This window comes from Spirillospora sp. NPDC048823 (assembly GCF_043198445.1).
Classification (GTDB): domain Bacteria; phylum Actinomycetota; class Actinomycetes; order Streptosporangiales; family Streptosporangiaceae; genus Spirillospora.
In genome coordinates this window covers 12,634-38,070 of the sequence record NZ_JBICUT010000019.1, presented here as the reverse complement: position 1 = coordinate 38,070, position 25,437 = coordinate 12,634, and the positions used below count along the sequence as shown (strand labels likewise).

The 25,437-nt window shown below is 72.6% G+C and carries 21 protein-coding genes; 11 read left to right on the top strand and 10 right to left on the bottom strand.

Annotation, left to right across the window (positions count from 1 at the left end; all coding sequences use genetic code 11):
* The first annotated feature begins 77 nt into the window (after positions 1–77).
* Both ACGFK0_RS32530 and ACGFK0_RS32525 read left to right on the top strand, forming a co-directional pair.
* A complete protein-coding gene (locus ACGFK0_RS32530) occupies positions 78–3,626 on the top strand; it encodes a CDP-glycerol glycerophosphotransferase family protein (protein ID WP_392911891.1) in 3,549 nt (1,182 codons plus the stop codon).
* A gap of 210 nt (positions 3,627–3,836) precedes the next feature.
* A complete protein-coding gene (locus ACGFK0_RS32525) occupies positions 3,837–4,838 on the top strand; it encodes a CDP-alcohol phosphatidyltransferase family protein (RefSeq protein ID WP_392911889.1) in 1,002 nt (333 codons plus the stop codon).
* Between the two features lie 78 nt (positions 4,839–4,916).
* On the opposite strand, the gene ACGFK0_RS32520 is transcribed toward ACGFK0_RS32525, so the two are convergent.
* From ACGFK0_RS32520 to ACGFK0_RS32495, 6 genes are all read right to left on the bottom strand, one after another.
* Complete coding sequence (locus ACGFK0_RS32520) at positions 4,917–6,539, bottom strand: glycosyltransferase family 2 protein (protein ID WP_392911887.1); 1,623 nt, start codon at positions 6,537–6,539, stop codon at positions 4,917–4,919.
* Between the two features lie 60 nt (positions 6,540–6,599).
* Positions 6,600–7,031, bottom strand: coding sequence for a Scr1 family TA system antitoxin-like transcriptional regulator (locus tag ACGFK0_RS32515; protein ID WP_392912137.1), 432 nt, complete (start codon positions 7,029–7,031; stop codon positions 6,600–6,602).
* Entirely contained in the window at positions 7,024–7,284 is a 261-nt protein-coding gene (locus tag ACGFK0_RS32510) for a helix-turn-helix domain-containing protein (RefSeq protein WP_392911885.1), read from the bottom strand. Before ACGFK0_RS32510 ends, ACGFK0_RS32515 begins: the two co-directional genes overlap by 8 nt.
* 276 nt (positions 7,285–7,560) lie before the next feature.
* Positions 7,561–8,031 (bottom strand): NUDIX domain-containing protein, encoded by a 471-nt coding sequence (locus ACGFK0_RS32505; RefSeq protein ID WP_392911883.1) that lies wholly within the window; start codon positions 8,029–8,031, stop codon positions 7,561–7,563.
* 22 nt (positions 8,032–8,053) lie between these two features.
* Positions 8,054–8,263: a hypothetical protein gene (locus ACGFK0_RS32500; protein ID WP_392911881.1), complete on the bottom strand. Its 210-nt coding sequence runs from the start codon at positions 8,261–8,263 to the stop codon at positions 8,054–8,056.
* A 50-nt stretch (positions 8,264–8,313) separates the two neighbouring features.
* A complete protein-coding gene (locus tag ACGFK0_RS32495) occupies positions 8,314–9,144 on the bottom strand; it encodes a class I SAM-dependent methyltransferase (protein WP_392911879.1) in 831 nt (276 codons plus the stop codon).
* A 107-nt stretch (positions 9,145–9,251) separates the two neighbouring features.
* Between ACGFK0_RS32495 and ACGFK0_RS32490 the strand changes: the two genes are divergently transcribed.
* Positions 9,252–9,929 (top strand): winged helix-turn-helix transcriptional regulator, encoded by a 678-nt coding sequence (locus tag ACGFK0_RS32490; RefSeq protein WP_392911877.1) that lies wholly within the window; start codon positions 9,252–9,254, stop codon positions 9,927–9,929.
* A gap of 1 nt (position 9,930) precedes the next feature.
* Here ACGFK0_RS32490 and ACGFK0_RS32485 read toward each other — a convergent pair whose 3' ends face one another.
* The 3 genes from ACGFK0_RS32485 to wecB are packed head-to-tail and all read right to left on the bottom strand — an operon-like array spanning position 9,931 to position 13,941.
* A complete protein-coding gene (locus tag ACGFK0_RS32485; protein ID WP_392912135.1) occupies positions 9,931–12,087 on the bottom strand; it encodes a glycosyltransferase family 1 protein in 2,157 nt (718 codons plus the stop codon).
* A gap of 53 nt (positions 12,088–12,140) precedes the next feature.
* Positions 12,141–12,848: a hypothetical protein gene (locus tag ACGFK0_RS32480; protein ID WP_392911875.1), complete on the bottom strand. Its 708-nt coding sequence runs from the start codon at positions 12,846–12,848 to the stop codon at positions 12,141–12,143.
* On the bottom strand, positions 12,841–13,941 hold the full coding sequence (gene wecB, locus ACGFK0_RS32475; RefSeq protein WP_392911873.1) for a non-hydrolyzing UDP-N-acetylglucosamine 2-epimerase: 1,101 nt from the start codon (positions 13,939–13,941) through the stop codon (positions 12,841–12,843). The genes ACGFK0_RS32480 and wecB overlap by 8 nt, the downstream gene beginning before the upstream one ends.
* Before the next feature lie 24 nt (positions 13,942–13,965).
* Between wecB and ACGFK0_RS32470 the strand changes: the two genes are divergently transcribed.
* The 3 genes from ACGFK0_RS32470 (at position 13,966) to ACGFK0_RS32460 (ending at position 17,954) form a co-directional block, all read left to right on the top strand.
* Entirely contained in the window at positions 13,966–15,417 is a 1,452-nt protein-coding gene (locus ACGFK0_RS32470; protein WP_392911871.1) for a glycosyltransferase family 4 protein, read from the top strand.
* A 21-nt stretch (positions 15,418–15,438) separates the two neighbouring features.
* Positions 15,439–16,701 (top strand): nucleotide sugar dehydrogenase, encoded by a 1,263-nt coding sequence (locus ACGFK0_RS32465; RefSeq protein WP_392911869.1) that lies wholly within the window; start codon positions 15,439–15,441, stop codon positions 16,699–16,701.
* A 113-nt stretch (positions 16,702–16,814) separates the two neighbouring features.
* Positions 16,815–17,954 carry a glycosyltransferase family 4 protein gene (locus ACGFK0_RS32460; RefSeq protein ID WP_392911867.1) on the top strand — a complete coding sequence of 380 codons (1,140 nt, stop codon included), beginning with the start codon at positions 16,815–16,817 and terminating at the stop codon, positions 17,952–17,954.
* A gap of 27 nt (positions 17,955–17,981) precedes the next feature.
* On the opposite strand, the gene ACGFK0_RS32455 is transcribed toward ACGFK0_RS32460, so the two are convergent.
* A complete protein-coding gene (locus ACGFK0_RS32455; RefSeq protein ID WP_392911865.1) occupies positions 17,982–20,060 on the bottom strand; it encodes a PQQ-binding-like beta-propeller repeat protein in 2,079 nt (692 codons plus the stop codon).
* Positions 20,061–20,168: 108 nt separating this feature from the next.
* Here ACGFK0_RS32455 and ACGFK0_RS32450 point away from each other — a divergent pair, with 108 nt between their 5' ends.
* From ACGFK0_RS32450 to ACGFK0_RS32430, 5 genes are all read left to right on the top strand, one after another.
* On the top strand, positions 20,169–20,771 hold the full coding sequence (locus ACGFK0_RS32450; protein ID WP_392911863.1) for an HD domain-containing protein: 603 nt from the start codon (positions 20,169–20,171) through the stop codon (positions 20,769–20,771).
* A gap of 31 nt (positions 20,772–20,802) precedes the next feature.
* Positions 20,803–21,300, top strand: a complete 498-nt coding sequence (locus tag ACGFK0_RS32445) for an SRPBCC family protein (RefSeq protein ID WP_392911861.1) — start codon at positions 20,803–20,805, stop codon at positions 21,298–21,300.
* A gap of 58 nt (positions 21,301–21,358) precedes the next feature.
* A complete protein-coding gene (locus ACGFK0_RS32440; RefSeq protein WP_392911859.1) occupies positions 21,359–22,120 on the top strand; it encodes an acetoacetate decarboxylase family protein in 762 nt (253 codons plus the stop codon).
* On the top strand, positions 22,117–22,788 hold the full coding sequence (locus tag ACGFK0_RS32435) for an SDR family NAD(P)-dependent oxidoreductase (protein ID WP_392911857.1): 672 nt from the start codon (positions 22,117–22,119) through the stop codon (positions 22,786–22,788). Before ACGFK0_RS32440 ends, ACGFK0_RS32435 begins: the two co-directional genes overlap by 4 nt.
* A gap of 92 nt (positions 22,789–22,880) precedes the next feature.
* Positions 22,881–25,427, top strand: coding sequence for a HelD family protein (locus ACGFK0_RS32430; protein ID WP_392911855.1), 2,547 nt, complete (start codon positions 22,881–22,883; stop codon positions 25,425–25,427).
* Positions 25,428–25,437: the final 10 nt, after the last annotated feature.

The following is a 25,437-nucleotide window of genomic DNA, read 5'->3' as shown; positions in this document are numbered from 1 at the left end:
CGTACGGTCTGTCCGCCGCGTTCGTCCAGCCGTAGAGCGGAATCCCCCATCTTGCCGCGCCCTGCCGGAGAGAGTCGTTGTCGCCGCTTCTCAGCATCGTCGTTCCGTTCTACAACGTCGAGGACTACCTCGGCGCCTGCCTGGAGTCCATCGCGCAGCAGACGCTGAGCGACCTGGAAGTCGTCATGGTCGACGACGGTTCGGCCGACACGAGCGCGACGATCGCCAAGGAGTTCGCGGACCGTGACGGCCGCTTCCGCCTCGTCCGCCAGCGGAACCAGGGCCTCGGCCCGGCGCGCAACACCGGCGTGCGGCACGCCCGCGGCCGCTACCTCGCCTTCATGGACTCCGACGACATCGTCCCCCGCTACTCCTACGAGCTGATGGTGGGCTCCCTGGAGCGAACCGGCTCGGACCTGTGCTGCGGCGGCGTGCGGCGGCTCACGTCCGCCGGGCCGCGCCCGTCACCGATGCACACCGAGATCTTCCTGACCCCGCAAGAGCGGACGCACATCACGCGGCGGACCGGCCTGCTGGGCGACCGGACCGCGTGGAACAAGCTCTTCCGCAAGGACTTCTTCGACGCGCACGGCTTCCGTTTCCCGCCCGGCCTGTACGAGGACGCACCGGTGACGATCCCGGCGCACTTCCTCGCCGAGGCCGTCGACGTCCTGAGCGATGTCGTCTACTACTGGCGGGAACGCGAAGGGGAGTCGCAGTCGATCACCCAGCGGCGCACCGAGCCGGGCAACCTCGAAGACCGGGTGCGGACCGTCCGGGCCGTCAACGCCTTCCTGCACGACCGGTCACCGGAACTGTGGCGCCTCCAGATGACCTCGGCGCTGTCCGGGGAGCTGCCGCTGTACGTCGACGTGGCGGGCGAGGGCGGCCCCGAGTACCGGAAGCGGCTGCGCACGCTGGTGACGGCCATCCTGGACGAGGCCGGCGACACCGCACTGCGCGACCTGACGGCGCTGAAGCGGCTCAAGTACCACTTCATCGCCGCGGGGATGTTCGAGGAGCTGCTGGAGCTCATCGGCTTCCAGCAGGCCCGCATGTTCACCGCCGAGGTGGAGCGCAGGGACGACCGCTGGTATGCGCGGTACCCGTTCTTCGGCGACCCGGAGCGCGCGGTCCCCGACGAGCTCTACGACGTCACCGACGAGCTGAGCCTGCGCGGCCGGGCCGACGAGGCGCACTGGGAGGACGGAAAGCTGCACATCTCGGGCCACGCCTACATCACGCGCGTCCCGATGACCGATCCGGACGCCGGCCCGGAGGCGTGCCGGATCCGGGTGTGGCTGAAGCACTCCCGTTCGGACCTGCGGGTGGAGCTGCCCGTGCGGCGTACCCGCCGTCCCGACGTGTCCGCCGACGCGCGCCGGGCGGCCGCCGACTACGACTGGGCCGGGTTCGCCGTCGCCGTCGACCCGGCGGACCTGGGCGCCGGACGCCGGCGTCTCCGCAGGCTGCTCGACCGGCGGCCGCCGCCGGAGACGCTGCGCGCGGGCACCTGGGAACTGCACGCCGAGGTCACCGCGCCGGGCGGGCTGCGCCGCGCCGGGCAGCTGCGGGGCCCCCGGCGCAGCAGCGTGCGCTGGGCGAACGCGTGGCACCCGTCCCCGGACGTGTCGATCCGGCCGGTCACCACGCCCGACGACCGATTCGGCGTCCAGGTGAAGAGGCTCGTCGCGCACGTCACGGCGGCGCGCGCCGAGGACGACGCCATCGTGCTGGACGGCCGCGTCCCCGGCATCGACGCCGCCGCGTCCGGTGAGCTGGTGCTGGCCCGGCAGCAGGGCATGGCCGAGGCGCGGCTGCCCGCGGACGTCGCCGCGGACGGCGGGTTCAGCGCGCGGGTGCCCGTCGACGTGCTCGTCTCGCACGGCGCCGAGACCGCCGCGATGCTGCACGTCTGGGTGACCGAGGGCCTGGACTGGAAGGCTTCGCTGCAGGTGGCCGGGCATGCCAAGCCGGTCAGGCTCACCATCGGCGACGACGTCGAGCTGCGGCACTCCCTCGGCACCGACGAGATCGTCGTCACCCGCACCAGGTTCGGCAACCTGCGCGTCCTGGAGCGTTCGCGGCGGCCGGCGGTGACCGGGGCGGAGTGGACGCGGGACGGGCGGCTCGTCCTCACCGGGGAGATGGCCGGCGCCGGACGGCCGGACCATCTGCTGGTGCGGCTGCGCGACGGCGGCGACACCCACCGCTTCCCCGTGACCTGGGACGAGCGGGGCTTCACCGCGGAGCTGTCCCCGGCCCGGATCCCGCGCTTCGGCGACGAGCTGCCGCTGGCGAGCGGGCACTGGGGGTTCTTCGCCCCGGCCGCCGGGGGCGAGGTCGCGGTCGCCGTCGCCCGCTCGTCCGTGGCGGGGCTCCCCGAGCCGCGCGTGATCGGCGTGCACTCGTTCAGGCTCGCCGCCTACCAGGGCGACGCGCTGCGCCTGGAATCGCTTCCCGCGCTGGACGACGAGGAGCGCGGCGTCCACGGGCTGAAGCGGATCACGCTGCACGACTACCCCCGGTACCTCTCGGAGCCGCTGCGCGACCTGGCGTTGTTCGAGAGTTTCCGCGGCCGGCAGTACTCCGACAGCCCGCGCGCCGTCTACGAGGAGATGGCGCGGCGGCGTCCCGGCCTGGAGTACGTCTGGGTCACCAGGGACGGCCAGTTCACCGTCCCCGAGGGCGTGCGGACCGTCCTGTACGGCAGCCGTGAACATTTCCGCGCCCTGGCCCAGGCGAAGTACATCGTGGGCAACGACCCGATGCCCGAATGGTTCACCAAGCGGGACGGCCAGCTCTACGTCCAGACCTGGCATGGGACTCCGCTCAAGCGCATCGGCCACGACATCGAGCGGCCCCAGTTCCGCAACGCCCAGGACTATCTGCGCCGGTTCGGCCTCGACGTCGCCCAGTGGGACGCGCTGGTGTCGCCCAACCCGTTCAGCACACCGATCATGAAGCGCGCGTTCCGTTTTGACGGCGAGGTCATCGAGTCCGGCTACCCGCGCAACGACCTGCTGGTCCGCGGTGACGCGGTGCGGGCGGCGCGGGTCCGCGAGCGGCTCGGGATCTCCGCCGGCAAGACGGTGGTGCTGTACGCGCCGACGTGGCGCGACGACCAGGTCCGCCCCGGATCGCACAGCATGGACCTGCGGCTCGACCTCGACGCGGCGCGGAGCGCGCTCGCCGGCGACCACGTGCTGCTGGTGCGCGGCCACTTCAACCTCGGCGGCGGGGTCGCCGGCACCGACGGCTCGTTCGCCGTCGACGTCAGCCGCTACCCCGACATCGCCGAGTTGTACCTGATCTCCGACATCCTGATCACGGACTACTCCTCGGTGATGTTCGACTTCGCGGTGACCGGGCGCCCGCAGCTGTTCTTCACCTACGACCTGGAGCAGTACCGCGACCGGCTGCGCGGCTTCTATTTCGACCTGGAGGCCGAGGCGCCCGGCCCGCTCTGCCGGACCTCGGCGGAGGTCATCGAGGCGGTCCGCGCCGCCGGGACGGCGATGCCGACCCACTCCGACCGCTACGAGGCGTTCCGGAGCAAGTTCTGCGCGTGGGACGACGGACACGCCGCCGCCCGCGTCGTGGACCGCATGCTGGGCCACCCGTAGGACGGCCCGGCCCCGGCCCGGAGGGCGTGAAAACCCCGACTCCGTGACTTCGTGGGAACCGATCGTGGTCACCAGATACGATCGGTTCCGGCCGTGACGGCCCGAGCATGCGGATCAGGGGGCACGCGCATGCCGTGACCGGTTCCCATATCGAGGTTGCGCCACCACGGCGGAGAAGCCTCGTTCACAATCGAAAGGACACCCCTCTCCATGGCGAACTTCACGCTCGAGGACGTTCGGCAACGGACGTACAAGGCGCGTGACGCATGGTGGACGGTACTGCTGGTCGACCCGCTCGCCGCCCGGCTGGTGAAGTTCACCGCCAACCGGACGAAGGTGACACCGAACCAGCTGACGGTCGGGGCCCTCCTCCTCGGCCTCGCCGCCGGCGCCTGCTTCGCCGTCGCCTCCTGGCCCTGGCTCCTGGCAGGGGCGCTGCTGTACCACCTGTCGTTCACCCTCGACTGCATGGACGGCAAGATCGCCCGCCTGAAGGGCACCGGCTCGGTCTTCGGCGCCTGGCTCGACTACATCTTCGACCGCGTCCGCGTCCTCGCCTGCGCCATCGCCCTCATGGCCGGCCAGTACGCCGCCACCGGCAACGTCGCCTACCTCTGGACCGCCCTCGCCGTCGTCTTCCTCGACATGCTCCGCTACATGGACGCCCTGGAGATCTACAAGGTGCGTTCCCAGATGCGCAGCACGCTCCGGGCGGCCCACGCGGAGGCCGGGGCGCTGCGCCTGGCGGCGAACACCCCCGCCGGTGACACCCTCGGCGCCGCCGGCGCGGACGGGCGACTCGTCGAGGACGCACTGTCCGAGGACCCGGAGGACATGGAGAACCAGGTCCTCACCGATCACCCCAACGTGGTGCTCCAGGCCGGATTCAACCAGCGCTTCCCCTGGTATGCGCGAATCCGCAACGTCCTGACCGCCGGCCGCATCCGCCCCCACCTGATCAGCGGCATCGAGTTCCAGATGGGCGTGTTCATCATCGCCCCGATCGCCGCCGCGATCGTCTCCGGCGCCATGATCCCCGTCATCGCCGTCAGCGGAGCCGGGATGCTCGCCTTCGAACTCGTCATCATCTACAAGTTCTGGCTGTCCAGCCGCGACTACAGCCGGACGATGGCCAGGCTGAACGAGGAGATCGAAGGCCACCGGGAGCGGCTGCCCGCCGAGGTGGTCGAGGCCGTCAGCGGCTCCGGCTGACCCCCCGTCCCCGACGTCACCGCCGAAGGCCCCGCGAGCACGCTCGCCGGGGCCTTCGCCGTCCCGTGCGCGGGGAGGTCAGGACGGCCCGCCGCCGAGGACACGGCGCAGCAACCGGGCCGCCCTCTCCGCCACGACGGCGGGCCGGAGCGGGCCGGGACGCCCGGCGGACGTTTCCGTCCCCGGGGCGGGCGCGACCGCGCTGACGCGCAACGCGAGGGACGACGTCCCGGCCGTCAGATACGGCGTCACCACGGGCCGGCCATCGCCCATCGCCGGGCCTCCGGCCTCCGGGACGGCGATGTCCCCCGCCCCCAGCCGTCCTTCGTGAACGCGTCCCCGGTACGGCGCTGACACGAAGACGTCGTAGCGCCCGGGGGCGTCCGCGGCGGCCAGGGGGTCGATCTCCGCGCCGAGGACGGCGCGTCCGTCATCGGTGGTGCCGACCCGTTCGAACGGCGTCCGGTGCTCGCCCGTCCCGCCCCTCCGGCGCACGACGAGTTCACCGGACCAGGCCGCCGCCTCGCCCAGCGGCTCGGCGATCGCGTACCCGCGGACGGCCAGCCGGCCGTCCCGCCATTCGACACCGCTCAGAAACCATTTCTGCTCCGGCGGCTGCGACACGGCGTACACCTCGTCGGGGACGCCGAGCCGCTCATCGCGCAGCCCCGGGTACGCCGCGAAGACACGGTCGCCGTCGAGGAGGTACCTCTGCGGCCCGCCGGCGCGCACCCGCGCCGCCTCGTCGACCAGTTCGTCCATCCGGTGGCGGAGGGCATGGCCGATCAGCCGCGCGTACGGCGGGAGGTGCCGCATGATCCCATCGTTGCCGTAGCGCTCCAGCAGCCGGCGGGCCGCTTCCCGAGTGGCGTGCCGCTCCCCGGCGTCGAACGCCTGGTACCGGGGATCGAACCGGGAGAAGACCTCGACGGCGAAATGGCGGCGCAGCAGCCGGTCGCGCACCGGCCCGGGACCCGTCCGCTCCGACACGAAGGCCATCAGCCGGTCGATCTCCGGGAAGTACAGCTCGGCGGGCGCGCCACCGCGCTGCAACGCGCTGGTACCGTCCTCACGGGCGACCCAGTAGTAGCAGTCGTGGTCGGCCACCACGGACACGCCCCTGGCCTCGAAATAAGCGCGGACGGCGAAGATCTGGTCCTCACCGGACAGGACGCCCTCGGGGAAACGGATGTCGTGCCGTTCGAGTAACGCCCGCCGGTAGAGCTTGAGTGCGGTGATGCTGCCGTAGAGGTTCGGCACGGGATCGGAGATCGTGGCGAACTCCACGTTCTCCTTGAACAGTTCCGGATGAACCCGGCGCCCGACCCCCACATATTTGGGGACGACCACGTCCGTACCGTTCTCGTCTGCCATCGCGCAGCAGCGTTCGAGCGCCTCGGGTCCGAGCCAGTCGTCGGCGTCGAGGAAGAAGACGTACTCACCGGTGGCGCGCTCAATCCCCACGTTCCGGGGCCGTCCCGGACCACCGGACGCCGGCTGGTGCACGACTACGAACCCGGGCCGTCCCGCCGCGAGCCGGTCGAGCACTTCCCCGCCGCCGTCGGTCGACCCGTCGTCCACCGCGATGATCTCGATGACCTCGTCCGGCAGCGTCTGCTCGAAGACGGACCGAAACGTCCGGTCCAGTGATCCCGCACAGTTGTGGACGGGCACGATGACGCTGACCTTAGGGGTCCCCATACGACTCCAAGCACACTGACGGCGGCACCGGGTCGACCGTAACGGGGATGCTCATCGGTTTCATCGACTTCGCATCGAATCGCTGCATACCGGCAAGCCACCACACACCGTGTGGGCGCCGCGTGACCGCTCCGCCGACAGGGCTGCACGGGCGAGACCGCCGTACACCATCTCGAACTGCGCAATCTGCTCCGAATCGGTGAGGACGAGGTCGGTGGTCACCGCTTCCAGAGCCACCACCTTCGGGTCACCGCTGAGGATCACCTCGTAAGACGGGCCGTTCGGACGGTGCAGCATCCGCTGCCGACCGACCCGTCCCTTCAGCACACCGGCGACCTCGGCGTCGGGCGGCAACGGCAGCTCGGTGTTGGCCAAGCGCGTGGAGATGAACTCCTCGGTCTGCAACAGCCCTGGGATCAGGTTCTGCTGGTACTCGCGGATCACGTTCGCACCAGCCTCCAGGTTGGCGAACCTGGCCTGGCGCTCACCGATCCCCGAGGACTCCCACCAGCCGTGCGACGCCGCCTCCTGCGGTGATCTGCACGAGCTGGGTCCATTCGTCGCCCTCGACGCCGAGGACGTCCAGGAGCCGCTGCACGTCCTCCTGGCCTGGTGCGACGTGCGCGTTCTCCAGCTTGCTGATCATCTGCCGGTACACGCCGGAGCTCTTGGCCAGTTCCTGCGCCGAGACCCCGGTCCGCTCCCGCAGCTCGCGCAACTCCGCCGCAAGCCGCAGACGACGCACGTACGGACTGATCAACACCCACCCCGCGTCATAGAACACCGACTGCCACGTACTTGGAACATGCAGCGTATACACGTCCGCCCTCATGGGGCCCTGCTTCATCAACACGGGAGGGTGCTGAGGGTCTCGGAGTCGGGTGCCCCGCGAGAGTCGTTCGGCCGCCAGGGATCTCGTGTAGGCGGCAGACGAGCTGATGGCCAGCACTCAGTGAGCAAGAAGTCGAGCCCTGCGCACTGCCACGGCGGCTGCCTGATCCGGTGATTCGTCGACCGGGGGTCAACACGACCACTCACCGTGCTCCAGGTAGCGGGTGGCGCCGTCCTGTCTGGCGGCGTGGCCGTGAACGATGCGACGGGCCAGACGGCTGATCGTCAGCTCGTGGGCTTGGCCGACGTTATGGAAGCCGTAACCGGTCAGCTCGTTCGGGTCGAGCTCGATGGCGGCGAGCTGGTCGTCAGCGAGTGTGCCGCCGTCGAAGATGAACAGGACTTTGTCGCCTTCGGTGTCGTTCGGCGCCCAGTCGGCGACGAGCAGCCGACCGACGGGCGGGTTGATGGCCAGCTCCTCGGTGACCTCACGGCTCGCGGCCTGCCGGGGCGTTTCCCCGTGTTCGATGTAGCCGCCGGGGATGTCGCGATAGTTCTTGTAGGAGGGGTCGACCAGGAGCACCTGGTCACGGTCGTTGAAGAACAGGACGCCTGCGGCCGCTCGGGCGCGGGTGAAGCTGTCGGCTGGGTCGTCGCTCACGGTGTTGAGCGTAGAAGATCCATCAGATGACGTTCATCCGGTGAGCGAGGTCGGCCAGCGGACGGCTGCGGCGGCCGAGCGTGGTGGCGCGAAGCTTCATCACGAGCTGGCGGCTCATCATGTGTGTGCGGACCTGCTCAGGTGCCCGTCGTTCTGCGGCGAGCAGCTCGCCGATCGCCTCGTCGATCTTGTTGCGCGCCCAGTAGGCACTGAACGGAAGGTAAGCGCTCATTGACCGGCCCGTTGCGCTCGGCGTGCGCAACGGGCCGGGTGTGGAGGTGGTCAGGGCCGGCGGCGGGCGGTTGCCAGGAGGTACTCCCAGTCGGTGGACGTGTTCGAGGTGCCGCGGTTGTGGTTGCGGACCAGGTCGGTCAGGGCCTCGTCGAGGGCGGCCACCTTTTCGGGGTCGCCGGCTATGTGGTTGTAGACGGCGATGGTGGGGCCGTAGCGGGTTTTGAAGTAGTCGCGGAAGGCCTCGGGGGTTTCGAAGAGGTCGATCCGGATCTTCTTGCGGCGGAAGGTGAGATCGGTGACCCGGTCGCCGAGGAGTGCCTCGACGTGGCCGGGGCCGCCCCAGAGCGGCGGGGGCTGCGCGCCCGGCGGGGGCGGCGGCGCGAGCGGCTTCATCGTCTTGAACATCTCGCCGATGAATCCCTCCGGCGTCCAGCTGAGCAGGCCGATGGTGCCGCCGGGGCGGCAGACGCGGACCAGTTCGTCGGCGGCGGCCTGGTGGTGGGGGGCGAACATGACGCCCACGCAGGACACGACGGCGTCGAACTCGGCGTCGCCGAACGGCAGCGCTTCGGCGTCGGCCTCCCGCCATTCCAGGTGCGCGTCGTGGCGGGCGGCCTCCTTGCGTCCGGCCTCCAGCAGTTCCGGTGTCAGGTCACTGGCCACCACGTCCGCGCCGGCGATCGCGGCGGCGATCGCGGCGTTGCCCGACCCCGCGGCGACGTCCAGCACCCGGTCGCCGCTTCCGACGCCCGACGCCTCGACCAGGACCCCGCCCAGGTCCCAGATGACCTCGGCGGCCAGCGTCGGGTAGTCCCCGAGCGCCCACATCTTGCGGTGACCGGCCTTGACCGTGTCGATCGTGTCGATCGTGTCCCCCATGGCGGCTCCCCTCGTTTCGTGTGAACCACGCTAGGCACGGGGCGAACCGGCTCCTAGTACAGGATCTGTACTGGTGGCCGGGGCCGCGGCGTCTTAGCCTGCGAAGCATGGGGGCCTCCTATTACCAGTTCTGCCCCGTCGCCAAGGCGATGGAGCTGCTCGACGAGCGCTGGACGCTGCTGATCATCCGGGAGCTGCTGTCCGGGAGCGAGCGTTTCAACGAGGTGCGCCGCGGTGTGCCCCGCATGTCCCCGACCTTGCTGTCCAAGCGGCTGAACCAGCTGGTTCGCGCCGGTGTCGTGGACAAGAGGGTCGACGGGAACGACGTCAGGTACGTCTTGACTCCGGCGGGTGAGGAGCTGCGGCCGGTGGTCGAGGCTCTCGCCGTTTGGGGAGTCCGGTGGGTGGGAGAGCTCGGGGACCGGGACCTCGACCCGAAACTGCTGATGTGGGACATGCGCCGCGGCATCGACCGCGGCGCACTCCCGGACGGGCGGACGGTCGTCCTGTTCGACTTCCCCGACGTCCCCGCCCGGGACCGCCGCTGGTGGCTCGTGCTCACGTCCGGCGAGGCCGACGTCTGCGACGCGGATCCCGGCTACGAGGTGTCGGTGACGGTGACCACCGGCCTGCGCGACATGGTCCAGATATGGCGCGGCGACATCCGCTGGGAGGACGCGCTGCGGTCCGGCGCGGTCGAGGTCCGGGGGCCGGAGGCGCTCCGCCGGTCGGTGTCCGGTTGGCTCGGCATGTCGCAGTTCGCCTCGGTGCCCCGGCCGGGGTAGCTCATCCGGCGAGGAGGTCCGTCCATCGGCGGCAGACCTCGTCCAGGCCGTAGGCGGTCCTGACCTGGCTGCGGGCAAGCGCCCGGTCGGTTTCCCAGCGGTCCTGGGAGACGGTCGCGGCGATGGACGCGGCCATGGCGGACGGGGTTTCGTGGATCCAGCGGGCGTCGTAGATGGTGTCGGCGCCCGGCCACGGCAGCAGGGCCGGGACGGCGCCGGACGCCATGCCTTCGGCGGGTGCCAGGTGGAAGCTCTCGTCGTCGCTGGTGGAGAGGACGAAGCCGATGCGGCGCAGCCAGGACGCCACGTCGCGGCCGTAGGAGTCGAAGACGACGCCGCCGGACAGCAGGCGGGAGCGGCGGATGCGGCGGAAGACCTCGTCGTAGTGGGCGCGTTCCTCGTCCTTCTGCCAGATCCACCAGTACTCCCAGGGGAGCTTGGATTTGACGAAGAGCGTGAAGCGGGGGTCGTCGCGGCGGAGTTCTTCGAGGACGTCGAGGGCCAGGTCCAGGCGTTTGCGGGCCGGCGCGATGCCGATCATGCCGAGGTGGTGTTCGGCGCCGGGCAGCTTGTGCCGGTCGAGCTGGGCGTCGTCGACCCAGTTGGGGACGGTGACGACCTTCTCGGCGGGCCAGCCGGTGATCTCGCGGGTCAGGCCGGTGTAGTGGGGGCTGACGCAGACGACCTGGTCGACGGCGTCGATCTTCAGTTGTTTCGGCCAGTGCGCGTACAGCTCGAAGCGGTGCAGCCGGACGACGAGGCGCTGGTCCGGTCGTTTGCGGTCCGCGTACCAGAGGGCGTTCGGGCCGCACCATTCGCAGATGACGACGTCGGCCCAGTCGACCAGGTCCTGGCTGCGTTTCTCGTCGTGGGCCTTCAACGCGGCCCAGTGGTCGACCCGGACCTCCATGTCGGGGCGTGAACGCAGGTAGTCGAGGAGGCGGCTGAAGAACTTCAGGTCGTGGCCCGCGACGCCCACGCGGAGCCGGCGGTCCTTCACGGACAGGACGGCCTCGGACGGCTCCGGGAACGTCTGGGACAGGTAGGCGCGGAGGCGGCCGGCGGCGGCGTCCAGGGTGTATTCGGCGGCGGCCGACCGGCAGCGGTCCGCGGCGAGGGTGAAGACGTCGGGGTTCTTGCCGATGAGGGCCAGGGCGTCCAGGACGTCGTCTTCGGTGGCGGCGAACAGGGGGTAGTCGGCACCGAGGAGGCGTTCGTGCATGGGCGTCCGGTTCAGGACGACCGGGACCCCCAAGGTGCCGCATTCCAGAACCTTCGTGGACAGTTCGAGGCTCGCGTCCATCTCGGGGTGCCGCCAGGAGAGGCCCACGTCGGAGGCGGCCGTCAGCCGCATCGCCTCGGCGCGGGGATGGCCGCCGTGCCAGACGACGCCCTCGCCGCTCTCCAGCGCGGTCCGCATCCGGGTCGCGAAGCCCGGGTCGGCGGGATCGTCGTGGATCTTGTCGCCGACCATGTGGAGTTCGGCCTCGACGCCGCGGATGGCGAGCAGGCGCGGCAGGGAGGTCATCTCGTAGGTGTTCCAGCGCGGCGCGAACTTGCCGGTGTAGACGAGGCGGAGCGCGCGGTGGTCCGGTGCCCCGGCGGGGCGGGGCGTCAGGCCCTCCGGGAGGACGACGACGGGCGGGAACAGGACGCTCTTGCCGGCCGCGGCGGGCACGGCGCCTTCCAGGAAGCCGCGGAGTTCCTCGGTCTGGCAGAGCAGCACGCGGGACGCGTCGGCGATCCGGCGCAGCTCGCCCTTGGCGGACGCGGTGAACTCGGCGGCGGACTGGGGGACGTCGGTCAGGTACGTCCACAGGCGTCCGGCCAGGGGACCCGCGGCGAGTTTGGCCGCGAGGCGCCGGCCGCGGACGACGACCAGGTCGAACCCGTGCCCCGGCCGGCCGTCTCCGCTCGGCGCGCGCTGCTCGTCGGCGTCGATGCGGGCGAGGATCGTCGCGGCGTGCTTCGGGACGAGGAGGCCGTCGAACATGCCTTCGGCGTGCGGGCTTCGGACGGTGACGCCGGGCAGGGCGCGCAGCGGGTCGACGAGACGTCCGGTCCGGATGGGGGCCTTGAGGACCAGGGTCACCTCGCAGCCGGCGCGGGCGAGGGCCTGGACCATGCCCTGGGCCCAGATCGCCGATCCGTCGATCATGTTGAGATCGACGTCGCCGTAGACGAGGGCGCGTGGTCGCACGGTGGTTCCTTTCAATGGGCCGGTTCAACGATTCGCGCGAGCCGGCCGGGGTCGGTGGCGCCGTCGGCGATCACGGCGTCCCAGGTCAGGCAGGCCAGGGTGGCGGGCGGCGCCTCGCCGCACAGGACGAGCGGGAGCGAGCGGGCGGCGGCGATCCTGCGGACGCCGTCCAGTGCGGCGTCCCGGTCGTACATGCCGGGGACGCCCAGGTACGCCCAGGGGCCGCCGGGTTCGCCGGCCGCCGCGTCCACGACGACCATGTCCACGTCCGCCCGGTCGAGGACGATCGCGGCGTCGTGCGGGTACAGCGGGACGACCTTGGCGTGCTCGGCGAGCCGCGACGCGGTGCGCGGGGTGAGGATGCCCGCGATGATCAGGGTGTCGCACGGCCCGGCGACGAGCAGGCGGTTCTCGGGCCGGTCGACGCGGTCGGGCTGGACACCGCCGCCGGCGGCGGACTTCGACGCCGCGGCGGGCGCGTTCCGGGTGCGCCACAGCCGGTACAGGTCCTTGGGCAGCCGCCGGCCGCGCCTGGGGTTGCGCGCGGCGCCGGCGACGAGGCGCCCGAACTGCAGGGCCGTCGAGCGCTCCAGCGCTGCGAGCTGCTTCTCCAGTTCGGCGACGCGCGCCTCGCGTTCGCGCAGCGTGGACTTCAGGCGTCCGAGCTGCTGGTACGCCCTCGCCTCCTGCCGCGCCGCGTCCTTCGCCTCGTCACTCACCCAGGAACTCCATGATCACTTCTGCGATGCGGGGGCCGGCGTGGCCGTCCCACAGCGGCGGCTTGCGGTCGCCCGCGCGCGCCTCCGCCTCCAGGACCTTGCGCACCCCGGGAACGAGCTCCTCGAACGTGACGAGGCGGTTCGTGCCGTGGGTGATGGTGATGGGCCGCTCGGTGTTGGGACGGACCGTCAGGCACGGCACGCCGAGGATCGTCGTCTCCTCCTGCAGGCCCCCCGAGTCCGTGACGACCGCCGCCGCCCCGCGCACGGCCGCGATGAAGTCGATGTACCCGAGCGGCTCCAGGATGTGCACGCCGTCGTGGTCGCCGAGGCCGGCGGCCATCAGGTTCGCCCGGCCGCGCGGGTGGACGGGGATGATCAGGTCGGCGAGGTCGGCGACGCCGTGCAGGTGCCGGACGAGGGCCGCCGCCGTCTCGGGTGCGTCCACGTTCGCGGGCCGGTGCATCGTCGCCAGGACGTACCGTTCGGGCAGCCCGTGCGTCTCCCGGACCGCGCCGGTGTCGAACGAGCCGAGGTTCGCCAGCAGCGTGTCGATCATCGGGTTGCCGACGAGGTGGGCGCGCTCGACCGGGACGCCCTCGTTCGCGAGGTGGCCGATCCCCTCCGGGCTCGTGACCAGGCAGAGCGCGGAGAGCTGGTCGGTGACGCGCCGGTTGACCTCCTCCGGCATGGACATGTCGAAGCTCCGCAGCCCGGCTTCCACGTGGGCGACGGGGATCTGCAGCTTGGCCGCGACGAGGGCGGCGGCGATGGTCGAGTTCACGTCGCCGTACACGATGACGAGTGCGGGTGAACGGCTCGTGAACTCCTTCTCCAGCCCGACGAGCAGCGCGGCGGTCTGCTCGGCGTGTCCGCCGGAGCCGACGCCGAGGTTGACGTCGGGTTCCGGCAGGCCCAGCTCGTCGAAGAAGATCTCCGACATCCGGGCGTCGTAGTGCTGGCCGGTGTGGATCACCGTCTGCTCGGCGCCCGCGGCGCCCAGCGCGTGGATCACCGGGGCGGCCTTGACGAAGTTCGGCCGCGCCCCCAGGACGTGCACGATGGGTCCCAACACAATTTCCCTTCTGTTCATCGGGGTTGCCTACGCTCGCCCGCCGTGCCCACAAAGAAACACGTCTATCTGGCGGGGCTCGCCTGGCGGCAGGTCAGGGACGATCCCCGCCGGGCGTTCCGGCTGGCCGTCCGGCTGCTCGCCCGGACCCCGGCCGGGGCCCGGCTGCGGCGTTCCCGGCTCGTCGTCGCGAAACCCCGGGACGTTCAGCGCGAGACGGCCGACCTGCGCCGTCTGCTGGCCCATTCCCCGTCCGCTCGCGCGCGCGGCGCCGCCCCTTCCGGGAAGGCCGCCCCGTCCGGGAGGACGGTCCTGCAGTTCGTGACGAACGCCCTGCCGCGCACGAACGCGGGATACACCGTCCGGACGCACCGGATCGCCCTCGCCCAGCGGGAGGCGGGCCTCGACACGCACGTGGTGACGCGGCTCGGATACCCGCTCAGCGAGGGCGCCGGCGACGCGCGGACGCGGGTGGACGTCGAGGGCGTCCCCTACCACCGGCTGCTCCCGTGGCTGCCGCCGGCCGATCCGCTCCGGGCCGTCGGCAGGAGCGCCGATCTGGCCGGACGCCTCGTCGAGGAGCTGCGGCCGTCCGTCCTGCACGCGGTCAGCAACCATCTGAACGCGGCCGTCGCGCTGGAGCTGGGCCGCCGGCACGGCCTGCCCGTCGTGTACGAGGTGCGGGGATTCCTGGAGGACTCCTGGCTGTCGCGCGACCCCGCGCACAGCGAGGCGGACGACTTCTACCGGCTGACCCGCGAGCTGGAGACGCGCCGCATGGCCGAGGCGGACGCGGTGGTGACGCTGGGCGAGGCCATGCGGGCGGAGATCGCGTCCCGCGGCATCCCCGAGGAAAAGATCTTCACGGTGCCGAACGGTGTGGACGAGGTGTTCCTCGAACCGCTCCCCGACCCCGGCGGCCTGCGCGACCGGCTCGGCATCCCGGAGAGCGCGACGGTCGTCGGCCTCACGTCGTCGTTCTACGGCTACGAGGGCATCGACACGCTCATCGACGCGGCGGCGCTGCTGCGCGACCGCGGCGCGCCCGTCACGCTGCTGCTGGTCGGCGACGGCCCCGAACGCGGCGCGCTCGAACGGCGCGCGGCCGGGCACGGCGTTCACGCCGTGTTCACCGGCCGGGTGCCGATGGGGTCCGTTCGCCGGTTCCATGCCGTCCTCGATGTGTTCGCGGTTCCGCGCCGGGCGGACCGGGTCTGCCAGCTGGTGACGCCTCTCAAGCCGATCGAGGCGATGGCCGGGGGACTCCCGGTCATAGCCAGTGAAGTCGGGGCACTTCGGGAAATTGTGGAACCTGGCGTAACCGGCGCGTTAACAGTTCCGGAAGACCCGGAAGCATGGGCGAATTGCCTGGAAGATCTGGCTTACAGTCCCGAAAGAAGGCTGAAAATCGGGCAGGCGGCCCGGGAATGGGTCCGAGCGGAACGCACCTGGCGCACCGTGACGGCCGGATATCTGGCCGCGTACCCGTTCACATAACGCGCGAAGGGAGCCACCGGCGTGGATCTGGTGGTCATCGGACTCGGCTACGTGGGACTGCCGCTCGTGCGGGAGGCCGTCCGGGCCGGCCTGCGGGTCGGCGGCCTCGACCGCGACGCGCGCGTCGTCGCCGGGCTCAAGGCCGGGCTGTCGCACATCGACGACGTCTCGCCGGCCGACATGGAGGAGATGCTGGAGGCCGGGTTCGTCCCGAGCCTGCAGGAGGACATCCTGGACGGCGCCCGCACCGTGGTCATCTGCGTGCCGACGCCGCTGTCGCCCGAGGGCGGTCCCGACCTCACCGCGGTGCGCGGCGCGGCCGAGACGGTCGCCCGGCACCTGGAGCCGGGGATGCTGGTCGTGCTGGAGTCGACCACGTACCCCGGTACCACCGAGGAGGTCGTCCGGCCGATCCTGGAGACGTCCGGCCTGGTCGCCGGGGACGAGTTCCATCTGGCGTTCTCGCCGGAGCGGATCGACCCGGGCAACCCGGTCTACGGGGTGCGCAACACACCGAAGATCGTCGGCGGGCTCGGCCCGGCGTGCGCGTCGGCGGCGGCGGCGTTCTACGGCAAGTTCGTCGACCGGGTCGTGCAGGCCAAGGGCACCCGCGAGGCGGAGATGGCCAAGCTGCTGGAGAACACCTACCGGCACGTCAACATCGCGCTGGTCAACGAGATGGCGGTGTTCTGCAACGAGCTCGGCATCGACCTGTGGGACGCGATCGACTGCGCGGCCACCAAGCCGTTCGGGTTCCAGGCGTTCCGGCCGGGTCCCGGCGTCGGCGGGCACTGCATACCGATCGACCCGAACTACCTGTCGTACAAGGTCCGCTCGCTGGGCTATCCGTTCCGGTTCGTGGAGCTGGCCCAGGAGATCAACGACCGGATGCCGCGGTACGTGGTGGAACGCGCGCAGCAACTCCTCAACCGCGAGGGACGCGCACTGAAGGGCGCCCGGGTGCTGCTCCTCGGCGTCACCTACAAGGCCGACATCGCCGACCAGCGCGAGTCCCCGGCCCGCCCGGTGGCCCGGCGGCTGGCACGGCTCGGTGCCGATCTGTCGTTCCACGACCCGCACGTCTCGTCCTGGCAGGTCGACGGGACCGAGGTCGCGAACGCGGGCGACGATCTGCGGGCCGCGCTGGAGGCGGCCGACCTGGCGATCGTCCTGGCCGGCCACGCCGCCTACGACGCGGCGACGCTGACACGGCACGCCCGCCTGCTCTTCGACACCCGCGGCCGGACCCGCAACACCCAGCAGGACACCGTCGAACTTCTCTGACAGGGATGAATCGCCTGGCGGCGTCCATGTCGGGGACAGCGGGAATTCATCGGCAATTTCCATGAGCAACCGAGACTCGGCCGTAGGCATTGATTCGGACCGGAGTGAGAGTAATGCGGGTCTGCGTTTGCACGGTGGTGCACCATCCCGAGGACGCGCGCATTCTGCACCGGCAGATACGCGCGCTGCTCGATGCCGGCCACGAAGTCACATATATTGCGCCATTTCGGGCATGTAATGCGACGCCGTGGCGGGAGATCAGCCCGGTGGACGTTCCGCGCGCCACCGGGCGGCGCCGCCTCCGGGCCCTGCGCGCCGCCCACCGGGCCCTCACCGAACACGCCGCCTACGCCGACGTGATCCTCCTGCACGACCCCGAACTGCTGGTGTCCCTCCCCCGCGAGGTGCGGGCGCGGACCGTCGTGTGGGACGTCCACGAGGACACCGCCGCCGCCCTCAGCGCCAAGGGCTGGGTGCCCGCGCCGGCGCGTCCCCTGCTCCGACCCGCCGTCCACCGCCTGGAGCGGCGCAGCGAACGGCGGCACCGTCTGCTGCTCGCCGAGGAGGGCTACCGGGCCCGGTTCCGCGACGAACATCCCGTCGTGCCCAACACCACCTACGTCTCCGACGTGCCGCCCGGACGGCCGGACGGCCGGCGCGCCGTCTACGTCGGGCAGCTGTCCCGGGCGCGCGGCGCCCTCGACATGATCGAGATGGCCGGGACGCTGGCCGCCGAGGGCGTCCTGGTCGAACTGATCGGGGCCGCCGACGCCGACATCAAGGACGCGCTCCGGGGCGCGCAGCGCGAGGGGACCCTGCGCTGGTACGGGTTCGTCCCCAACGACCGGGCGCTGCGCATCGCCGAGGGCGCCATGGCGGGGCTGGCGCTGCTGCACGACGAGCCCAACTACCGGCACTCGATGCCGACCAAGGTCGTGGAGTACATGGCCCGCGGCATCCCCGTCATCACCACGCCGAACCCGCCCGCCGTGGACATCGTCGAACCCGCGGACTGCGGGCTGATCGTCCCGTTCGGGGACCCGGAGGCCGCCGCCAAGGCCGTGCTCCGGCTGCGCGACGACCCGGAGATGCGTGCCGGCCTCGGCGAGCGCGGCCACCGGGCCGCCCGCGAGCGGTTCCACTGGCCCGTCCACGCCGAGCGTTTCGTCGCCCAGCTCGAAGCGTGGGCGGGCCGCTCCCCCGCCACGGTCCCGGAACCCCTGCCCGAGCCCGAGCCCGTCCCCGAGTACTGAGCCCCGGCGCCGCCGGGCAGCAGCACGTCAGGACGGGTTGTGCAGGCGGTAGGCGACGGAGCGGGCCAGGCGGGCGGCGACGCCCGGCGGGCGGTCGGCCTCGACCACCACGACGTACCGGCCGACGCGCAGGGCGATCATGCCGGCGGCCGGGCCGATCTCGTACGCCTCGTCCGCGCCGATGTCGCGGCGTTTGCGGGCCTTCGCCTGCGTGGCCTGGAGGGCGTCCAGCATCTGCGACGCCTCATGATCGGTCCTGGCCACCCAGCGGACGCTGACGGTGAAGCCGCCCACGGTCCGCACCGGATCGCCGCCCTCGCCGGGATCCGCCGTCGGGGACCTCGACCCGGCGGACTCCGCCCCGGTCGGCCGGGGTCCGGCCGATTCGGGTCCGGCCGTCCTGGATGAGGTCGGTTCGGGGCCGGTCGGTTCGGGGCCGGTCGGTTCGGGGCCGGTCGGTTCGGGGCCGGTCGGTCGCGGGGTGGCCGGCTTCGACCGCTTCGGCTCCTCGCCCTCCGGGTCGCCGCCGGACCCGGTGTCCCCGTCGCCGTCCCCGTCCCCGGCGTCCTCGTCCTCTTCCGGCGGCTCGTACCTGCAGGACACCGGGCGCGGCAGCCGGACCGGGCCGGCGGCCGCGTCGGCGGGCTCGTCGACGTGGCCGGCCACGCGCGCCGCGACCAGGTCGGGCTTCTCCAGCAGTGTGCAGGCGTCCGGCCAGTCCGCCTCCGGTACCCCGCCCAGCTCCGCCGGGCCGGTGCCCGCGAGCCCGCCGCGGAGCGCGACGAGCCGCGCGGCGCCGTCCGGACGCGGCGCCGCCTGCGGGACGGCCGCGTACAGCAGCCCGCCCGCCGCCGCCAGCCACGGCCGCGGACCGGGCAGGTCGGGGTTCATCGAGATCGGCGCGGGCGCGGTCGTGGTGTGCCCGTCGCCGGGCTCGACGATGTCGACGGCCGCCGGCAGCAGCCGACCCGACAGCCGGGGACGCAGCGCGTACACGTCGCCGCCCGCCTCCGCGAGCGCCGCGTACGCCGGGGACTCGCGCCGCCACTCGACCTTGCCGGACGGCACCCGTACCGCCTCCATCCAGGTCTCGCCCCGCTTCGCGCCGTCCGGGTGGTAGACGATCACGAGCCGTCCCGACCTCAGCACTCCCGGGCACATGGTGTCGCCGCACACCCCGTCGCCCTCCCAGACGGCGAACTGCTCGCCGTCGGCGTCGAACGCGCGCAGCGCCGTCCCGTCCGAGGCCAGCGTCACGCCGTCGAGGATCGACACCTCGGGTGACTCCTTCGAGCCGAGCCGCCGGTCCCAGCGGACGGCGCCCTTGCCCGGCTCGACGGCCAGCAGCCGGCTGTGCCGCTCCTCGCCGGCGCAGTCCAGGGCCAGCGCCGCGAGATCCTCCCGTGCGGCGGACGGCCGCGCGCCGCCCTCCAGCAGCAGGCAGCCGCGCGGCAGCGGCAGCCGCCACACCTGATTGCCCGTCGCCGCCGAGACGCCGAACAGCGTCCGGCGCTCGTCGTCGGTGGTGAACACGACGTCCGAACCGGCGGGCCACTGCAGCGTCGTCCGGGAGACGGCGGCGGGACGCAGCCCCTCGCGCCGCCACAGCAGACCGCCCGACAGCGCGTCGAACGCGATGATCAGCCGGTCGCCGCGGTCGCCGTCCCTCTCGAAGTAGCCGAACAGCCGGGACCGCGTGGACGCCCAGCCGAGCATCGTCCACCCGGAGCGGCGGTAGCTCCAGCGGCCCGTGCCGGTCCGCGCGTCCCGGACCTCCAGCCCGTGCCCGGACGCCGTCACCACCTGGCCCTGCGCAACCGCGTAGGCGACTCCGTCGTAGCCGGCGACGGACCCGTGGTGCGTCCGGGTCGTGTGCTCCCAGCTCACCGTGAGCGGACCGGGCGGCGGGCCCACCTCACGCTGCGGTGTGACGGGATCGGCGGTCACCGTATGCCGGACCTGCCACCATTCCGCGCCGAGGACGAATCTGTCGACGAGCACGGCGACGAGGGCGATGGCCACCACCCCGGAGATCAGGCCGAGGGCCACCCGGACCCCGCCCACGGACTCCGGCCGGCCACCGGGGCGCTGCCGGCTTTCGCCCACGACCGTGCCCCCTCCTTCCGCGTACCGTGCCTGTGTGCTTTCACTGCCCTAAAGGACGACATCCACCTTGCCCTGTGCGTGGCGTCCGCGCGACTGAACGGAGGAACCGTGGAGGTCTTCACCCACTGGCGAACCTGGGACGAGGCCAGGGCGGGCCTCGCCGCCGGGAAGATCGGCGGCGAGATCGACCTGGACGGCCTCGGCAGGGCCGCGGAGGCCGCCCGGCGCTGGCACGGCGACCAGCTGCGCCCGACCGGCGACCCGTACATCGTGCATCTGCTGGAGGCCCTGGAGGTGCTGACCCGCGGCCCCGGCGTGACCGACCCGGCGATCCTGTCCGCCGCGCTGCTGCACGACGTCGTCGAGGACACCCCGGCCACCCTCGCCGATGTTGAGGCCGAGTTCGGCCCCGAGGTGACCGAACTGGTCGACTGGGTGACCAAGCCGCCCGCCGCCGGTACCGGCCGCCAGGCGAAGCGCGCCGCCAGGTCCGCCTATCTGCGCCGCCTCCGGGACGCCCCGCGCGAGGCCGTGCTGGTGAAGCTCGCCGACCGCGCGAGCAACGTCCAGACCCTCGACCGGATGCCGCCGGACTTCCAGCGCCGCTACTACACGGAGACGCTCACCTACATCGTCCCGCTCGCCGAGACGGAGCCGTGGTTCAGGACCTGGTACGCGTCCTGGCGGCGGCAATTCGCCCACCTGTTGTGACCGGACGGTCATGAAGTGGGAGGATCCGGTCATGGAACGGGAGTGGGTGGTCGAGGAGAGCGTGTCCGTCGCGGCGACGGCGGAGGCCGTGTACGCCGCGGTCGCCGATCCGCGGCGGATGCGCGAGTGGAGCCCGGAGGTGTTCGCCGCGTGGGTGCGCGGGCGGAGCATCGCGCCGGGGACGAGGTTCGTGGGGTTCAACCGGATCGGCTGGCGCGTGTGGTTCACGACGTGCCAGGTGACGGCCGCGGTGCCGGGAGAGGCGTTCGCGTTCCGGGTGTCGAGCTTCGGGATGCCGGTGGCGCTGTGGGGTTACCGCATCGAGGACATCGCGGACGACCCGTCCGAGCCCCGGACCCGGCTCACCGAGTACTGGGAGGACCTGCGGCGCGACGGCCGGGGCGCCGCGTTCGTCTCGCTGCTCGGCAGGCTTTTCACCGGTGTGCCCGCCGACCGGCGCGCCGCCGTCAACCGGGGCGGGATGCGCGCCACCCTTGACCGCATCGGGACGGCCGTCGAGAAGGGCTGACGAGACGGGCCGCCGTCAGTCCTTGGAAGTAAAACGAGAACCTGTTCTACTAAGCGGTGTGACAAGTGCCGTGCACGCCCATGCGATCCAAGGGGAACAGGTCGATCTGCCGGTCCGGATCCGCGAGGCCGCGGTGGCGTCCGCCATGTTCGCCGTGCCCGCGGACGCGGCCCAGGCCGTCATCGCCTACTCCGGGCTCGACGTCGCCGAGCCGCTGCCGGGCAGGGCCGTCTGCTCGCTGGCGTTCGTCCGGTACGCGGACGGGGATCTCGGGCCCTACCACGAGTTCGCCGTCGCGTTCCTGGTCCGGCCGCCCGGGTCGGCGCCGCCGTCCGGGACGCTCGGGAGGCTGCGCGCGTTCACCGGCGGCGGCATGGCGGGGATCGGGGCGTTCATCCACTGGCTGCCCGTCAACCAGGAGTTCACCCTGGAGGCCGGACGGACGATCTGGGGTTTCCCGAAGGAGCTCGCCGACATCCCCATGGACCTGGCGGGACGCGTGAAGCGGTGCGCCGTGCGGCTCGGCGGCCGCACGGCGATCGAGGTGGCGGTCAAGCCGGGCGCGCCGATGCCGAGCGGCTCCGGGACGCCCAGCGTCGAGGCGTACTCGTGCATGGACGGTGTCACACGCCGGACGCCGTGGACGGTCACGCCGTCCGACGTGCGGATGCGCCCGGGAGGGGCGAAGGTCGTCCTGGGCGACCATCCGGTGGCGGAGGAGCTGCGCGGGCTGGGCCTGGACCGGGCGCGGGCGCTGAGCACGAGCACCGTCGGGCACCTCATGATGACCTTCGAGGCCGCCGAGGAGGTGCGCGGATGAGGCGGACGGCGCTGGTGACGGGTGCCGCGCGCGGTCTCGGCGCGCTGGCGGCGCAGCGGCTGGCCGCGGCCGCCTGGGACGTCGTCGCGGTCGACGCGGACGGCGGCGGCCTGGCCGCCACGGCGCTGCGTTCCCCGAACATGCACGTGCGGACGTGCGACGTCACCGACCCCGCGGCCGTCGCGGACGTCGTGACGATGGCGGGTCCCGTGCAGCGGGTCGTCCACACCGCCATGATCGCGCCGGTCGCGCCCGCGCTGGAGCAGCCCCTGGACGAGGTGGAGCGCGTCCTGCGGACCGGCGTCCTCGGCGCCGTCCACGTCGTGCGGGCGACGCTGCCCGGCATGCTGGAGCGCGGGCGCGGCGAAATGATCTTCTGTCCGGCCGCGCCGGTGCCCGGCGCGTCGGCCGGTGCCGCCGCCTCCGCGGCCGTCGCGGCCTACACCGAAGCGCTCTGGGCGGAGCACGGCGGGCGGGGCGTGACGTTCCGCTGCACCCGCGCCGCCGCCGATACGCCGGCGCGGCTCGTCCTCGACGCGATCGACCGGTCGCTCGCCCGCCCCGAGGGGGAACTGCACGTCCGCGCGGAGGGCGGCGGCGCGTTCCCATGCGGTCTGGTGTCCCGGCTGGCACGCCGCTCACCTGCCGGAACGTCCGGGCCACGCTGAAGGTCCGGCGGACCGAATAAGCTGTCTCTTTCGCCCCTTCGGGGCGCCGGGGGACGTCCCCGGGCGCGATACACGTGCGAGGAGCAGCCTGCATGTCGTCCCAGGTCACCGGGCGGCCGACCGGCCCCGGCGGCACGGTCAAGGATCAAGAGATCGCCGCCGAGCAGCGCCATGTCGACATCGCCTACGCCCGCCTGGAGGAGATGCGCGCCGACGCCCAGGCCATGATCCAGGAGGGCTACCGCCAGTCGCTCGCCGGCACCAAGGGCTCGCTGGTGGACCGGGACGCGATGGTCCACCAGGCCGCCCTGCGCGCCCAGGCCCTCGACGTCGCCGACGACGGGCTGGTGTTCGGCCGGCTCGACCTGGCCTCCCGCGAGGTCCGCTACATCGGCCGCATCGGCGTGCGGACCAGCGAACACGACTCCCTGGTGATCGACTGGCGGGCGCCCGCCGCCGAGGACTTCTACCGCGCCACCCCCGAGGACCCGCGCGGCGTCGTCCGCCGCCGCGTCCTGCACTCGCGCGGGCACACGGTCGTCGACCTGGAGGACGACCTGCTCGACCCGGACGCGGCCGACGGGATGACGATCGTCGGCGACGGCGCGTTCCTGGCCTCGCTCGCCCGCACCCGCGAGGGCGAGATGCGCGACATCGTCGCGACGATCCAGCGGGAGCAGGACGAGGTGATCCGCGCGCCCGCCGACGGGACCGTCCTGGTGCGCGGCGCCCCCGGCACCGGCAAGACGGCCGTCGCCCTGCACCGCGTCGCGTACCTGCTGTTCCGGCACCGGCGGCGGTTCGGTTCCCGCGGCGTGCTGGTCATCGGCCCGAACCGCCGGTTCACCGCCTACATCGAGCGGGTGCTGCCGTCGCTCGGCGAGGGCTCGGCGGCACTGCGCTCGCTCGGCGACCTCGTCGACGGCGTCACCGCGACCGTGCACGACGCGCCGCGGGTCGCCCGGGTCAAGGGCGCCGGCACGATGGCGACGGTGCTGAGGCGCGCCGTGACCGACCACGCGCCCGGCGCCCCGGACGAGCTGCGCGTGGTGTTCAAGGGCGTCGTCGTGGCGCTGGACCGGGGCCGCCTCGACCGGATCAGGAGCGAGGTCCACCGGCGCAGCCGGGGCAGCGTCAACGCCGCGCGCGGCCGGGCCGCCGAACTCCTCCTAGACGCCCTCTGGGAGCGTTTCAACGACGTCGGGGGCCCGGAGGCGGCCGAGGAGGCGGAGGGCGCCGAAGCGGGCCTGTGGAACGCGATCCTCGCCGCGGACGGCCTCGCCTCGATCGACGAGGAGCCGGCACGCGGGAGCCGCGGGAACGGCGGCGACCCGAAACGCGACCAGTTCGACGCCCGGGTCCGCGAGCAGCGCACGTTCACCGACTTCCTCGTCGCGTGGTGGCCGCTCCGCCGCCCGCTGGACGTGCTGCGCTCGCTCGGCGACCCCGACCGGCTGCGCCGCGCCGCCGGCCGCGACCTCGGCCACGCCGACATCGCCCCGCTCGCCGAGTCCTGGGCGGGGGACGGCTCGCCCCTCAGCTACCAGGACGTCGCGCTGCTCGACGAGCTCGACGCGCTGCTCGGTTCCCCGCCCCGCCCGTCCCGCCGCCGCAGGGCCCCGTCCGAGGACGACCCGTTCGTCGTGGACGGCGTCAACATCCTCACCGGCGAGGATGTGGTGGACGAGACGTGGGAGCCCGAGATGCAGGAGCTCACCACGTCGATCGAGCGGCTTGAGCGGTCCCGGCGCGTGGACGACGGCGTGGTGGAGGAGCGTCCCGAGTACGCGCACATCGTCGTGGACGAGGCACAGGACCTCTCCCCCATGCAGTGGCGGATGCTGGGCCGCCGCGGACGCCAGGCCAGCTGGACGATCGTGGAGGACCCCGCCCAGAGCGCCTGGGAGGACCTCGACGCCGCCCGGGAGGCCATGGAGGCCGCGCTCGGCGGCGAACGGCCCGCGTCCCCGGGCTCGTCCCGGGGATCGGCGCGGGGCCGCCGCCGCACCCGCAAGCCCGCCCCGGCGACCCCCCGGACCCGGCACGAGTACGAGCTCACCACGAACTACCGCAACTCCACCGAGATCGCCGCCGTGTCCGCGCGGGTGCTCGCGGTGGCGCTGCCCGACGCCCGCCCGGCCCGCGCCGTCCGCACCTCCGGCATCGACCCGGTCGTCCGCGTCGTCCCCGGCCTCGGCGTCACCGCCGCGTGGGAGGCGGCCGAGGAACTGCTCGGACAGGTGGAGGGCACCATCGGCCTCATCGTCCCGCTGCCGCTGGAGGAGCCGCGGCCCGCGGACACGCCGGACATGCCGGACGGCCAGGAGTCCCTGTTCGACGATCCCGCGTTCCACGCCCCCGCGGCCCCCGCCGCGAACCCGGTGCCCGGCGGACCCGCCTGGACCGCCGCCGACCGCGAGCGCCTCGCCGCCGACCTGCCCGAACGCGTCCAGGTGCTGGACGTCCTCGACGCGAAGGGCCTGGAGTTCGACGCCGCGGTGATCGTGGCGCCGGAGACCATCGCCGCCCAGTCCCCGCGCGGCCTGCGCGTCCTCTACGTCGCCGTGTCCCGCGCGACGCAGCGCCTGACCGTCCTCACCACCGACCCCGAATGGCGCGACACTCTCCTCACCGGCTGAACGCGTGAAA